This window comes from Propioniciclava soli (genome assembly GCF_038502305.1).
Lineage (GTDB): Bacteria > Actinomycetota > Actinomycetes > Propionibacteriales > Propionibacteriaceae > Propioniciclava > Propioniciclava soli.
This window is the reverse complement of record NZ_CP115965.1, coordinates 265,162-278,829: the sequence shown is the minus strand read 5'-3', so window position 1 is coordinate 278,829 and position 13,668 is coordinate 265,162. Positions and strand designations below refer to the sequence as shown.

Sequence of the window (13,668 nt, the reverse complement as noted above, 5' to 3'; positions counted from 1 at the left end):
TCATGCCACGGTCCAACCCGCCACCGGCCGGGCCCGAGCGGAGGGCTCCGTGACCAGCACGCTGGCCCCGTCCGCGTGCTGCGGGAAGGCCGCGAGGTAACGCTCGAACCACGTGGCGGCGAAGGCGTCCGCGTCCTCGGCGTCGACCAGGGCCCAGACGCTGCCCCCGTACCCGGCGCCGAAGGCGGACGCGGCGTGCGCGCCGAGCTCGCGCGCGGACCCGGCCAATCGACGCGTCTCGGGGATCTGGTTGCCCAGGCCGGCGTCGGCGCCCTGTTGGGAGGCGTCCACGAGCTCACCGAAGCGCGTCAGGTCGCCCCGGGCCAGGGCCTCGGCGGCCGCCGGAATGAGGTCCTCCGACTCGGTGAGGAACTGCTGCAGCCGGCGGGTCAGCTCAGCGTCGTCGCGCACCAGGGCGGTGAGGCGGGCGCGGGCGTCCGGCACCGCGTGCAGCGCCGAGCCGAGGTTGGCGTCCTCGCGTCCGGTCGCGCCGTTCCAGGCCTGCGTGAGCGCCCGTGCCAGCTCCGAGGAGCGGTTGTAGTGCTCCAGCGCCGAGCCGGTCTTCTCCGCGAGGACGCCGCTCATGACGACGACGAAGCGCAGCGACGGGTCGAGCGGGATGCTCCGCTCCCGCACGGGCACCAGCCCGGCAAAGTCGAACAGGCCGAGCGTGCCGGGCTGCGAACAGATCATGGCCGTGTGGTCCTCCGAACCGCCCCGGGTGCCCACGCCGCGCAGGCCGGTGAGCGGGCCGAAACCCGAGCCGTTCTCCACGCAGGCGAGGTAGGTGGCGAGGGCCTCGTCAGAGGTCAGGGTGGCGGCCCAGGCGTCCGTGGCCGGGAAGCCGTTGTGGTGGGCGAGCGCGAGCGCGGTGGCCACGATCATCGCCGACGAGCTGCTCATGCCGCTGGCGAGCGGCAACGTGGCGTCAATGGCCACGTGCCCGCCCCGGACCGGGCCGAAATTGTGCTCCAGGCGTCCCACGACGGTGCGCAGGTAGTGGCCCCAGTGCCCGGCGGGCAGTGAGGCGCCGTCGCGCAGGTCGACCTCGCCGGGCAGGGAGCCGCTCGTGGCCGTCAGGGCCCGACCCGGCCCGTCGGTCACGGTGGCCGTCACGCCCCGATCGAGCGCCATGACCAGGCAACGCCCGCCGGCGTAGTCGGTGTGCTTGCCCAGCACCTCGATGCGGCCGGGGGAGAACCAGGCCGTCACAGCACCGGCTCCCGGCCGGCCAGCGCCGCCGCCACGGCGGCGACATCCCCCCGCTGGGAGAGGTCGAGGACGCCGGCATCGCTCTCGATGACGGCGAAGGGTTCGCCGGCGGCGAGTGCCCCGCGGACGGCGTCGGTGAGCTCGTACTCCCCGCGCGAGGAGGGCTGGACGGCCGCCGCGTGATCGAAGATCGACGGCGCGAACGCGTAGCAGTTCATGCTGACGCGTGCATCGCCGAGGCGGGCCAGCGTCGCGTCATCGGGTTTCTCGACGATGTCGACGAGCTGACCGTCGCGCGCCTCGATGAGCGCAAACGCGCGCACCCGCTGGGCGGGGATGTTGCCGCGTTCGGTCAGACCCCGGGGGTCGAAGCCGACCAGGCCGTGGCCCGGCGTCCGCCGCAGGGCGGCCAGCGCCTCGGTCGGGTAGTGATTGTCGGAGTTCAACAACAGGAACTGCCGGTCACCCACCGCCTCGCGGGCGGCGAGGAGGGCGTCCGCCGTGCCGAGGGGACGCTCCTGGACGGCGAAACGGATCTCGGTGCGGTGGCGCGGGAGTTCGCCGTAGTAGCGCCGGATCTCCTCGTGCTCGGGGCCGATGACGAGGACGACGTCGCTGATCCCGGCGTCGGCGGCGGCGCCGATGACGTGGTCGAGGAAGGGGCGTCCGACGTCGATCATGCTCTTCAGGCCGCGGTCGGCCATGCCGGACTGGGCTGAGCTGAGCTCGACGCCGGCGGCCTCCTTGCGCATCCGGGTGCCGAGGCCGCGCGCCATGAACACCGCGGTCGTGAGGTCAGTCTGTGCGTTCTCCACCCCCCCATCGTAGGGCGCCTGACCCATTTTGGATAGACTCTTTCCAAAGTGGCGCGCCGCCGTTAGGCTGGGGCCATGACCGACTCAGGCACGATCCACTTCGGCACCGGCGGGTGGCGCGAGATCATCGGCGACGGCTTCACCCGGGCCAACGTCCGACGCATCACCCAGGCCCTGTGCGATCGCATGGCGGCCGAGGGGGTGGACGAATCGGGCGTGGTGGTCGGCCACGACCGGCGGTTCCTGTCACTCGAGGCGTCCCGCTGGGTCGTGGAGGTGCTGCTCGGCAACGGCATCCCCGTCACCCTGATCGAACGCCCGGCCCCCACGCCCATGTTCATGTGGACGGTCCGCAACCTCGGCTGCGCCTACGGCCTGGCGGTGACGGCGAGCCACAACCCGGCGCTCTACAACGGCATCAAGGTGTTCACCGAAGGCGGCCGCGACGCCGAGGTGGCCGTCACCGACGCGATCGCCGCCCGGGCCAACGCGCTCGGCGAGGCCGACATCGTCGCCGTGGCCCCGGAGGCCGTGGCCGACCATCCGCTGCTCACCGTGCAGATGTCCCTCAACTGGTACCTGGACGCCATCATCGAGAAGCTGGACATGGAGACCATCCGGCACCGGCACCTCCACATCGTGCTGGACCCGATGTTCGGCGTCGCCCAGACCAGCCTGCAGACCGTCCTGATGACCGCCCGCTGCCAGGTGGACGTCATCAACGACCGCCACGACGCCCTGTTCGGCGGACGCATGCCCTCCCCCACCGCCGCCACGCTGGAGCCGCTCAAGCAGGCCGTGCTGGAGCGCAAGGCCGATCTCGGCATCGCCACCGACGGGGACGCAGACCGCCTCGGCATCATCGACGACACGGGGGCGTTCCTGCACCCCAACCAGATCCTGGTGCTGCTGTACCACTACCTGCTCACCACCAAGGGCTGGCACGGGCCGGCGGTGCGCAACATGTCGACCACCCACCTGCTCGACCGGGTCGCGCAGGCCCACGGCGAGGTGTGCCACGAAGTGCCGGTGGGCTTCAAGTGGATCTCCGCGAAGATGGACGAGACGGACGCGGTGATCGGCGGCGAGTCCTCCGGCGGCCTGACCGTCCGCGGTCACATCGCCGGCAAGGACGGCGTCTACGCCGGGAGCCTCTTGCTGGAGATGGTGGCGGCGTCCGGCAAGAAGCTGTCGGAACTCTACGCCGACATCCTGGCCACCTACGGCCGGCTCGAGATGGTCGAGGCGGCCTACTCCTTCGCCGGAAAGCGCAAGGCCGAGCTCGAGCACCGCCTCTTCACCGACCACGATCTGCCCGACTTCGGCCATGCGATCAGCCGCGTGCGCTGGGACGACGGGTGCAAGGTCTACTTCGCCAATGACGGCTGGGTAACGATCCGCTTCTCGGGCACCGAGCCCGTGCTGCGGGTCTTCTGCGAGATGCCGACCCTGGCCGAGGCCGAGCAGGTCAGCGCGCTGGTGGCGGGTCGTCTCGGGCTCACGTGATGCACGCCACCGCGTGGATTCCGCGCGGCGGGGTCACCGTCCGCCCCCGTTTGCTTGCGGGGCCTCGCGGGAGTCGGTAGCGTGCTGACACGTCACAGCGGGCATGTCACAGCACGCATGTGTTTCACGGTGTGACGCAGGCTCCCCTCCAACGTAGGACGGCTCCCGATGCGTATCCCCTTCAACGACGGCTGGGCCGTCCGGGCGCCGCAGGGCCCGTTCGCCGCCTTCGACGCCGCAGCGGTCGAGCCGACGCCGGTCACCCTGCCCCACGACGCCTTGCGCGACGCGCAGCGGACGCCGGACCCCCCCGCGGCCGGCGCGAACGCCTACTACCCGCCGGGCAACCACACCTACCTGAAGACCTTCGACGTGCCGGCGGCCTGGGAGGGCCGCGTGGTGCGCCTGGAGTTCGGCGGGGCCATGCGGCACGCCCAGGTGTTCGTCAATGAGGAGTTCGCCGGCAACTGGGCCGACGGCTATGCCCGCTTCTTCGTCGATGCCACCCCGTTCCTGCGGTACGGCGAGCCCAACCGGGTGCGGGTCGAGACCCGCACGGGCCAGGATTCGCGCTGGTACTCCGGCGCCGGCCTGCACCGCGGCGTGTTCTGCCACGTGGACGCCCCCGCGCACGTGCTGCCGGACGGCGTCCGGGTGACGACACTGCGCCTCGAGAACATCCCGGCCGGGGCGGGCGATGCTCCGCCGCGCGCGACCGTGGAGGTCGCCACGGAGCTGACCAACGCCGGGCTGACCACGGCATCCACCACGCTCACGACGGTGCTCGTCGACCCCCACGGCGTCGAGGTCGACCGGGACGCCACGCCCGTGACCCTGCCGCCGGGCCGCCCGCAACGGGTCCGGCAGCGGTTCGTCGTGACCGACCCGGCGCTGTGGGGGCCGGAATCACCGCGGCTCTACACGGCCCACACGACCCTGACGCCGGGGTCCGGCGGTGAGGGGGCGACCCGGACGACGACGTTCGGCATCCGCACCGTGACGGCCGACCCAGGGCTCGGGCTGCTCATCAACGGCGAGCCGGTGCTGCTGCGGGGCGCCTGCATCCACCACGACAACGGCCCCCTGGGCGGCGCCGCGATTCCCCGCGCCGAGGAGCGGCGCATCGAACTCTTGCGCGCGGCCGGCTTCAACGCCGTCCGGGCCGCGCACAACCCGCTGTCGGCGGCCATGCTGGACGCCTGCGACCGCCTCGGCATGCTCGTCATGGACGAGGCCTTCGACATGTGGGTGCGCTTCAAGACGCCCTACGACCACGCCATGGAATTCCCGCAGTGGTGGCGCGACGACCTCGCGTCGATGGTGGCCAAGGATCTCAACCACCCCAGCGTCATCATGTACTCCCTCGGCAACGAGATCGCCGAGGTCGGCATGCCGCACGGCGCCGTCCTCGCCCGCGAGATGGCCGAGCACGTGCGCGCGCTCGACCCGACGCGGCTGGTGACCAACGGCGTGAACGCCGCTCTGACGGTGCTCGACGAGCTGGCCGAGCAGGCGAAGAACACCCCCGGCGGGCTCAACGAGCTGATGGCCGGGGCGGCGTCCGACCCCGGGGACGGGATGAACGCGCTCGGCTCGGGCGAGAACGTCACCCGCCGCACCGCGGAGTCGAGCGCGGCCCTCGACGTGCTGGGGCTCAACTACGCCGAGGGCCGCTACGCGCTGGACGCCGAGACGTTCCCGCACCGCGTCCTCGTGGGCTCGGAGACGTTCCCGCAGCGCATCGGCGACCTGTGGCCGATGGTGCTGGAGCACCCGCACGTCATCGGCGACTTCACCTGGACCGGATGGGACTACCTCGGCGAGGTCGGCATCGGCGCGACCTCCTACGCCGACGACCCGGACGCCACGCCCGCCCTGGAGCGGGAGTACCCGTTCCTGACGGCCTGGTGCGGCGACCTCGACATCACGGGCTGGCGGCGCCCGGTGAGCTTCTACCGCGAGATCGTGTTCGGGCTGCGCACCGAGCCGTCCATCGCCGTGCTCCGCCCCGAGCACCACGGCCGGGAGATCGCCATGGCCTCGCCGTGGTCGTGGTCGGACTCGGTGTCGTCGTGGACGTGGCCCGGCTCGGAGGGCCGCCCGGTCGTCATCGAGGTGTACGCCGACGCCGACGAGGTCGCGCTGCTGTGCAACGGGGCGGAGGTCGCGCGCGGCCCCGTCGGCGAGGTCCGTCCGATGCAGGCCACCCTCGAGACCACCTACAGCCCGGGGACGCTCACCGCCGTGGCGTACCGCGGGGGCGAGCAGGTGGGCCGCACCGAGCTGGTCACCGCCGGCGAAGCCGTGCTGACGGCGTCCGCGGACCGCACGACCCTCCGCGCCGACGGCACCGATCTCGCCTTCGTCGCCCTGGAGTGGCGCGACGCCGACGGCGTCCTCGCCACCGCGGCGGACGCCGAAGTGACCGTGGAGGTGAGCGGCGCCGGCGTCCTGGCGGGGATGTGCAGTGCCAACCCGAAGACGGCCGAGCGCTTCGACGCCGACACGTGGCGCACCTTCGACGGCCGGGCGCTGGCCGTCGTGCGCCCCACCGGACCGGGCGCGATCACCGTGACGGTGCGCACCGGATCCGCCGAACCCCTGACCCTCGACCTGGAGGCCACCCATGACTGACGACTCGACCACCACCGCCGATGCCCCCGTGGTGAGGACGACCCACGGCGCCGTCCGGGGGGTGTGGCGCGGGGCCGGGCGGGAGCGTTCGGCGGCCTTCCTCGGCATCCCGTTCGCGGCGCCGCCGGTGGGCGAGCTGCGGTTCGCGGCCCCGGTGCCGCCCGAGCCGTGGGAGGGCGTCCGCGACGCCGTCGAGCCCGGCCCGACCCCGCAGCGGCGCCCGTTCGCGGAGGTGACGTCGATCCCCGAGCCCTCGTACCCGGGTGACGCGACGCTCAACGTCAACGTGTTCACGCCCGCGCCGGGCGGCGAGGACGCCCTGCCGGTGCTCGTCTGGATCCACGGCGGCGGCTACAAGGCCGGCTCCCCCAGCAGCCCCTGGTACGACGGCGCGGCGTTCAACCGGGACGGCGTGGTGACGGTGAGCGTGAGCTACCGGCTGGGGTTCGACGGGTTCGGCTTCATCGAGGGCGCGCCGGCCAACCGGGGGTTGCTCGACCAGGCGGCCGCCCTGGCCTGGGTGCGGGACAACATCGCGGCCTTCGGCGGTGACCCCGGGCGCGTGACGATCGCGGGCCAGTCCGCCGGTGGCGGCTCGGTGCTGGCGATGTTCGCCTGCCCGCCGGCGTCCGGCCTGTTCAGCGGCGCGATCAGCCACTCCGGCGCGCTCGACCCACTGCCCGCCGACGAGGCGCGCGAGCGCTCGGAGCGGCTGGCCGCGGCGCTCAGCGTCGAACCCACCCTCGCGGGGTTCCGCAGCGTGAGCGAGGACGCGATCCTCGACGCGACCGACGCGATGGCCGCGCCGCCCGCCGGGGCCGGCCTGCCGCCGGGAGAGGTCGTGGACGCCATGCTCACCGGCCCGGCGTTCGGCGGCATCACGTTCATCCCGTACCTCGACGACGCGACCCTCACCGATCCGGTGGCCGCGGTCGCGGCGTCCGACGTGCCGCTCGTCATGGGCACGGTGGCGCACGAGTTCACCTTCATCGGCCAGATGATGGCGCCGCTGTTCGGGGACGCCGACGTGCCCGACCTGCTGCGCGGCAGCGTCGTGGGGCCGGTGGCGGACGCCCACGTGGCGGCCCACCCCGACCTGTCGGGCCCGCTGCTGGTGGGCCAGCTGATGACGGACAAGATGTTCCGCGGCCCGCTCGTGCGGTTCCTGGCGGCGCGGGCGTCCGGTGGGGCGGCGTCCAGCTGGGCCTACGACTTCCGCTGGCCCAACGCCAGCAACGGCTTGGTGGCGCACTGCGCGGAGATCCCGTTCGCGTTCGACCTGCTGGACGCCCCGCAGGTCGAGACCTCCTCGGGCCCGGACGCGCCGCAGGAGCTGGCCAACGAGATGCACGCCGACTGGGTGGGGTTCATCAGCACCGGCGCCATGCCGTGGCAGCAATGGACGCCCGCGGAGTCGCTCGCGAAGGTGTACGACACCCCCACCCGGGTCGAGGAACGCTACCGGCTCGAGGGTGAGATCGACGCGCTGCTGGGGGGTCACCATGGCTGAGGGCCGGCTGCGCATCGTCTCCGACAACGACTACTCGGGCGACCCCGACGGGTTGTTCCAGCTGGTGCACCACGCGCTGAGCCCCTCGACGGAGCTGGTGACCGTGATCGGCTCGCACCTGCGTGAGGGAGACGCCTTCGACCCGTCCGAGACGACCGCCGACAACGCCGCGGCGCTGGCGTCGGACTACCTCGGCCGCGTCGGGCGCGGGGACGTGCCCGTCGTGGCGGGCTCGAACGTCGCGCTCACCGATCGGCGGACGCCGCACGACTCGGCCGGCGCCCGGGCCATCATCGCGGCCGTCCACGCCGACGACCCCCGGCCGCTGTACGTGACGCTGGGCGCCGGGCTGACGGAGCTGGCGTCCGCCTGGCTGCTCGACCCGACGATCGCGGGCAAGCTGACCGCCGTGTGGATCGGCGGCGCGGAGCACCCCGGCGTCGAGTCGCCGCCCGGCGCACCGGCCGCGGAGTACAACACCGCCATCGACCCGATCGCCGCGCAGGTGGTGCTCAACGACTCCGACCTCCAGGTGTGGCAGGTGCCGCGGACGTCCTACCGGCAGACGCTGGCGTCCTTCACCGAGATGAAGGCGCACCTGACCGGGCCGGTCGGGCGCGACCTCGTGGGCGTGCTGGAATCGTTGCAGGAGCGCATCCGTTCCTTCGGGCTCGACATCGGCGAGACCTACATCCTCGGCGACTCGCCGCTGGTGCTGCTCACCGCGCTGCAGTCGAGCTTCGAGGCGTGGCCGAGTTCGTCGGAGTCGGCGGTGCTACCGATGCCGGCGATCAACGACGACGGCTCGTACTCCGACGCGCCGGTGCCCGGCCGGACGGTGCGGGTGTGGCACCGCCTCGACTGCGCGCTGATGATGCGCGACCTGTACGCCAAGCTGGCCGGGGTCTGAGGGCGCGGACGTTCGTGCGGGTGCCGCCGTCGCGTCACCCCGGGGGCCCCGGAATGTCACACCGGGCGGTTAGCGTCGACGCGGCATTGATCCGCCGTCGTCGAAGGAGCCCCCCATGCCCCGTTCCCCCCATCGCCTCACCGCCGGCGCGCTCGCCGCGCTGCTCGGGGCGTCCACCCTGGGTCTCGGCCTCGCCGCGCCCACCGCGCAGGCGGCGCCGGGCGATGTCGTGATCAGCGAGAACTTCGATGACGGCCAGGTGCCGGCGGGCTGGCGGGCGGTCTCCGGGCCTTGGTCGGTCGTCGACGGCCGGCTGGTGGTGAGCGGCGGCCAGATCTCGCGCATGACCTTCGGGGAGAACCTCACCAACTACCGCCTGGACGCCGACGTCCGGTTCGAGCAGGTCGCCAACGCGACCCGCTGGGCGGGCGTGCTGGTGGACGCCCCCGCCGATGGCGCGGTGCCCTGGTGGCAGGCCGTGATGCGCACGACGTCCACCGCGGCCAACGGCATCGAGATCGCCCAGCGGACGCCGTCCAACGGGTGGAACGTCCCCTTCACCGCGTCCGCGCCCACCGACGCCGGGGTCGGTCGTGACGTGGCCGTGTCGATCGAGGTGCGCGGCACGCAGGTGCGCTGGTTCTTCGACGGCGCACCGGTGCTGGAGGGGCGGGTGCAACGCACGGCGGACGGCGTCCAAGGGCTGGTCGCCGACGGCTCCACCGTCAGCTTCGACAATGTGGTCGTCACCGAGATCGAACCCGCCACGTTGAACCAGGGCGACGGGGAGCTCCCGGCGATCGCCGCCCACCGCGGCTACAGCGCCGTGAACCCCGAGAACACGCTCGCCGCCCTGGTGGCCGGGGCGCGCGCGGGTGCCGCCTGGGTCGAGACCGACGTGCACACCTCCGCCGATGGCGTCCCGGTGATCATGCACGACGACACGGTGGACCGCACGACGCCGGGCAGCGGGCGTGCGAGTGGGCTGACCGGGCCGGCCCTCACCGGCCTCGACGCCGGCTCGTGGTTCGACGCGGCGTTCGCCGCGCAGCGTGTGCCGACCCTCGACGAGGCGCTGGAGGTCACCGCACGTTCCACCAGCGACCTGCTGCTCGAGATCAAGGGCCCCGAGACGCCCGCCGAGGTGGCCCGCACCCTCGACGCGGTGCGCGCGGCCGGCATGGCCGACCGCACGCTGGTGCAGAGCTTTGACGAGGCCGTCCTGCGGGCGGCACGCGCGCACGACCCGTCGATCCGCCTGGGCCTGCTGCGCGGCCAGCTCGACGCCGATCCGGTCGCCGTCAGCCGCGACCTCGGCGTGGTGGCGTACAACCCCTCCTTCGGCGCGCTGCGCAACCGACCGTCGCTGGTGGGCGAGCTGAACGCCGCCGGAGTCGCCGTGTTCGCCTGGACCGCCGACGCCGCCACCGACTGGGCGTGGCTCACCGACGCCGGCGTCGACGGCATCATCACGAACCGGCCGGGCGCGCTCGGCGGGTGGTTGACGGCCCGGGAGCAGGCCCCGGCCCCCGCCCCGGCTCCGGCCCCGACGGTGACCGTCGTGGCGCCGGCCGACGGCAGCACGGTGGAGCGCGGGGAGCGGTTCGCGGTGGCGGCGAGCACGACCGACGCCACGGACGTGACCGTCACCCTGGACGGCGCGGCGGTGACGTCCGGGTCGATCGAGGCGTCCGCCCTCACGCTCGGCCGGCACACGGTGACGGCCACGGCGAGCGGGGCGGGTGGCACCGCGACGGCGTCCAGCACGTTCGAGGTGGTCGTGACCGCCGAGGGGCTGCGCGGACGCCTGATCGCGGCGGACGTCAGCCTCGGCCAGCTCCAGCAGATGCTCACCGCGGTCCAGAAGGAGGACTGGGGGCGCCTTCGCAACGCGGTCGTGCGCCACGTGGCGGACGCCGCCACCCGGGCCCGCCTGCTGGAGGAGATCGACGCGCTGGCCGGATGAGGCTGGGCCCGAGGGGTCCGGGCCTGAACGGTCCGGGCCTGTTCGGTCCGGGCCTGATGGCGTCGGGCCTGATGGCGTCGGGCCGGATGAGTCTAGGCTGGGGCGCGCCCGCCGATCCGATGAAGGAACCGCCATGACCCAGCCCGTCCCCGACGACCAGATCTGGCCCGCCATCCGCGCCGAGGCGGCGCGGGACGCGGAGCGGGAACCGTGCCTGGCCGGCTTCCTCAACGAGGCGATCCTGCGGCACAACAGCTTGATGGGGGCGCTCGGCAGCTTGCTCGCGCACAAGCTGTCGGGCGCCACCATGTCGGCCCTCACGGTGCTCGACCTGGCCCACCAGGCCTTCGACGGCGACCCATGGATCGAGGAGTCGGTGCTGGCCGACCTGCAGGCCGTCGTGACCCGCGACCCCGCGACGCGCGGCTACAGCCAGCCCCTGCTGTACTACAAGGGCTTCCACGCCGTGCAGTCGTTCCGGATGGCGCACCACTTCTGGGTGAGCGACCGCCAGGCGCTCGCCCTGTTCCTGCAGAGTCGCATCTCGGAGGTGTTCGCGGTCGACATCCACCCCGGTGCCCGCATCGGGCGCGGCGTGATGTTCGACCACGCCACGTCCGTGGTGATCGGCGAGACGGCGGTCATCGAGGACGACTTCTCGATGCTGCACGAGGTGACCCTGGGCGGCACCGGCAAGGTGGGGGGCGACCGCCACCCCAAGATCGCCCGCGGCGTGATGATCGGCGCCGGCGCGAAGGTGCTGGGCAACATCCGCGTCGGCGAGGGCGCCAAGATCGGGGCGGGCAGCGTCGTGTTGGAGGACGTCCCGGCGCACTCGACCGTCGCGGGGGTGCCCGCCAAGCTGATCGCGTTCCCCAAGGAGTCGTTCCCGGCCCTCGAGATGGACCAGCGCTTCGAGTGCGACGCCTGAGAGTGCCGCGTCAGCTGTTCGGGTTCTGACCCAGCGTGACCTGGCCCGACATCGGCTGGGAGCCGCGCACGAACGACACCATCACCTGCTGACCGACCGGGAGCGCCCGGACGTGGCCGATGAGGGACCAGGTGCCGGTCACCGGCGCGCCATCGATCGCGGTCACGATGTCACCGGGCTGGAGCACTGACGCGGCGGGGCCGTTGCCGACCACCTGCTCGATGCCCGCGCCGGTCACGGAGGCACCGTCGGTCGTGGCCACCGCGTCCCGGCTGCCCACGCCGAGGTAGGCGTGCTGCGCCGTGCCGGTGCTGATGAGCTGCGGCACGATCAGGTCGACCTCGGCGGTGGGAATCGCGAAGCCGATGCCGATGTTGCCCGCCTGCCCCGAGCCCTGGGTGAGGCTCGCGATCGAGCTGTTGATGCCCACCAGGGTGCCGGCGTCGTTCACGAGCGCGCCGCCGGAGTTGCCCGGGTTGATGGCCGCGGAAGTCTGGATCGCGTTGGTCACCACCGGCTGGCTGCTGCCCACCTCGGACGCCGACGTGGCGACGGGGCGGTCGATGGCGCTCACGATGCCGGTCGTCACCGTGCCCGCCAGCCCCAGCGGGTTGCCGATGGCCATGACCGCGTCCCCCACCCCGACCTGGGTGGCGGAGTGGTCGATCGGGGTGAGCCCGTCGGGGGCGTTGCGGAGCTGGAGCACGGCCAGATCGGTGGTCGGGTCGGTTCCCACCACGTCGGCGTCGTAACGGTGACCGTCGGAGAGGGTGACCGTGATGGTGGCGCCGGTGCCGGCACCGGCCACCACGTGCGCGTTGGTGACGACGTGCCCGGCGGCGTCCCAGACGACGCCCGAGCCGGCGCCCGCACCCTGGGCGGTGGTGACACCGATCGAGACGACGCTCGGCGCCACCGCACTGGCCACGGCCGCCCAGCCGGTGGTCGACGCGCTGCCCGAGACGGCGGCGGGGGCCGCCGCGGTCGGCGCGGTGGTGGCCACCGGCGCGAGTGTCTGCATGCCGCCGATGGTCAGCAGGGAGCTGAGCGCCCCCGCCGCCAGCCCGATTGCCGCCGGCCGCGCCCATCCGCCGCGGGAGGCCCCGGAGCCGGTGGGGGCCGGAGCCGGAGATGGGATAGGCGCCTGGAACGCGGTCGGCCCGGCGTACTGGCCTTGCTGGGGGTACTGGCCCTGCTCGGGGTACTGGCCCTGCTGGGGGTACTGGTCCTGCCGGGGGTACTGGTCTTGCTGGGGGTACGGGTGCTGCGTGGGGTGGGGGGTCTGGGTGCTCACGGGAGTTCCTTTCGGGACGATCAACACAGAGAGGGTGCCTCGCGCCGGCTGAGAGAACGCGAAGGACGGGCGCCGCTCTCAGCGCGCGCTCAGGCGCGCGCCGGGCCCTGACCCGGCAGGATGGGGGCAGCGTTGCTGAGGAGGGAACCATGCGGGTGCTCGTCGTGGAGGACGACCCGGCCATCGCGGAGGTCGTGCGCCGCGGGCTGACGGGCGAGGGCCACGTGGTGGACGTGGAGCGCGACGGTGCCCAGGGACTGGTGGCCGCCACGCAGGGCTCCTACGACGTCATCGTCCTCGACATCATGCTGCCGCGACTCAACGGCTACGACGTGCTGAAGCACCTCCGCAGCCGGCGAGTGTGGACCCCCGTGCTCATGCTCACCGCCAAGGACGGCGAGTACGACCAGGAGGACGCCTTCGACCTCGGCGCCGACGACTACCTGACCAAGCCGTTCAGCCTCGTCGTGTTGAAGGCCCGGCTGCGTGCGCTCCAGAGGCGCGGCACGCCAGAGCGTCCGGTGACGGTCAGCGCGGCGGGCATCGAGCTCGACCCGGGCGCCCACACCGTGACCCGGGATGGCACCCCGGTGAGCCTCACCCCGAGGGAGTTCGCGCTGCTCGAATACCTGCTGCGGCACCCGAACGCCGCGCTGAGCAAGACGCAGATCCTGCAGAACGTGTGGGACAGCGCCTACGACGGGGACCCCAACGTCGTCGAGGTCTACATCGGCTACCTCCGCAGGAAGGTGGACGCACCCTTCGGCGCAACCTCGATCGAAACGGTGCGGGGCGTGGGCTACCGGCTGCGCGACGACGGCTGACCCTCCGCGCCGCTGCCCACCGCTGGGGTGCCCGTGATCGGGCCCGAGCGAGGAAAACGTGACACT

Annotated in this window: 10 protein-coding genes; 7 read left to right on the top strand and 3 right to left on the bottom strand. The window is 72.9% G+C overall.

Annotated elements, in window-relative coordinates; all coding sequences use genetic code 11:
- Together PCC79_RS01190 and PCC79_RS01185 are read right to left on the bottom strand one after the other, a co-directional pair.
- Positions 1-1,212, bottom strand: coding sequence for a galactokinase family protein (locus tag PCC79_RS01190; protein WP_232548733.1), 1,212 nt, complete (start codon positions 1,210-1,212; stop codon positions 1-3).
- Positions 1,209-1,988, bottom strand: a complete 780-nt coding sequence (locus tag PCC79_RS01185) for a nucleotidyltransferase family protein (protein WP_269779348.1) — start codon at positions 1,986-1,988, stop codon at positions 1,209-1,211. The genes PCC79_RS01190 and PCC79_RS01185 overlap by 4 nt, the downstream gene beginning before the upstream one ends.
- 114 nt (positions 1,989-2,102) lie before the next feature.
- Between PCC79_RS01185 and PCC79_RS01180 the strand changes: the two genes are divergently transcribed.
- The 6 genes from PCC79_RS01180 (at position 2,103) to cysE (ending at position 11,484) form a co-directional block, all read left to right on the top strand.
- Entirely contained in the window at positions 2,103-3,533 is a 1,431-nt protein-coding gene (locus PCC79_RS01180; RefSeq protein WP_342372755.1) for a phosphoglucomutase/phosphomannomutase family protein, read from the top strand.
- 168 nt (positions 3,534-3,701) lie between these two features.
- A complete protein-coding gene (locus PCC79_RS01175) occupies positions 3,702-6,167 on the top strand; it encodes a glycoside hydrolase family 2 TIM barrel-domain containing protein (protein ID WP_342372754.1) in 2,466 nt (821 codons plus the stop codon).
- Positions 6,160-7,677, top strand: a complete 1,518-nt coding sequence (locus tag PCC79_RS01170; protein WP_342372753.1) for a carboxylesterase/lipase family protein — start codon at positions 6,160-6,162, stop codon at positions 7,675-7,677. Before PCC79_RS01175 ends, PCC79_RS01170 begins: the two co-directional genes overlap by 8 nt.
- Entirely contained in the window at positions 7,670-8,587 is a 918-nt protein-coding gene (locus tag PCC79_RS01165; protein WP_342372752.1) for a nucleoside hydrolase, read from the top strand. Before PCC79_RS01170 ends, PCC79_RS01165 begins: the two co-directional genes overlap by 8 nt.
- A 115-nt stretch (positions 8,588-8,702) precedes the next feature.
- A complete protein-coding gene (locus tag PCC79_RS01160) occupies positions 8,703-10,553 on the top strand; it encodes a glycerophosphodiester phosphodiesterase (protein WP_342372751.1) in 1,851 nt (616 codons plus the stop codon).
- A 133-nt stretch (positions 10,554-10,686) separates the two neighbouring features.
- Positions 10,687-11,484 carry a serine O-acetyltransferase gene (gene cysE, locus PCC79_RS01155; protein WP_232548726.1) on the top strand — a complete coding sequence of 266 codons (798 nt, stop codon included), beginning with the start codon at positions 10,687-10,689 and terminating at the stop codon, positions 11,482-11,484.
- 10 nt (positions 11,485-11,494) lie between these two features.
- Here cysE and PCC79_RS01150 read toward each other — a convergent pair whose 3' ends face one another.
- A complete protein-coding gene (locus PCC79_RS01150; protein WP_342372750.1) occupies positions 11,495-12,778 on the bottom strand; it encodes a S1C family serine protease in 1,284 nt (427 codons plus the stop codon).
- A 149-nt stretch (positions 12,779-12,927) separates the two neighbouring features.
- Between PCC79_RS01150 and PCC79_RS01145 the strand changes: the two genes are divergently transcribed.
- Positions 12,928-13,602 carry a response regulator transcription factor gene (locus tag PCC79_RS01145; RefSeq protein ID WP_232548724.1) on the top strand — a complete coding sequence of 225 codons (675 nt, stop codon included), beginning with the start codon at positions 12,928-12,930 and terminating at the stop codon, positions 13,600-13,602.
- The last annotated feature ends 66 nt before the right edge of the window (positions 13,603-13,668 follow it).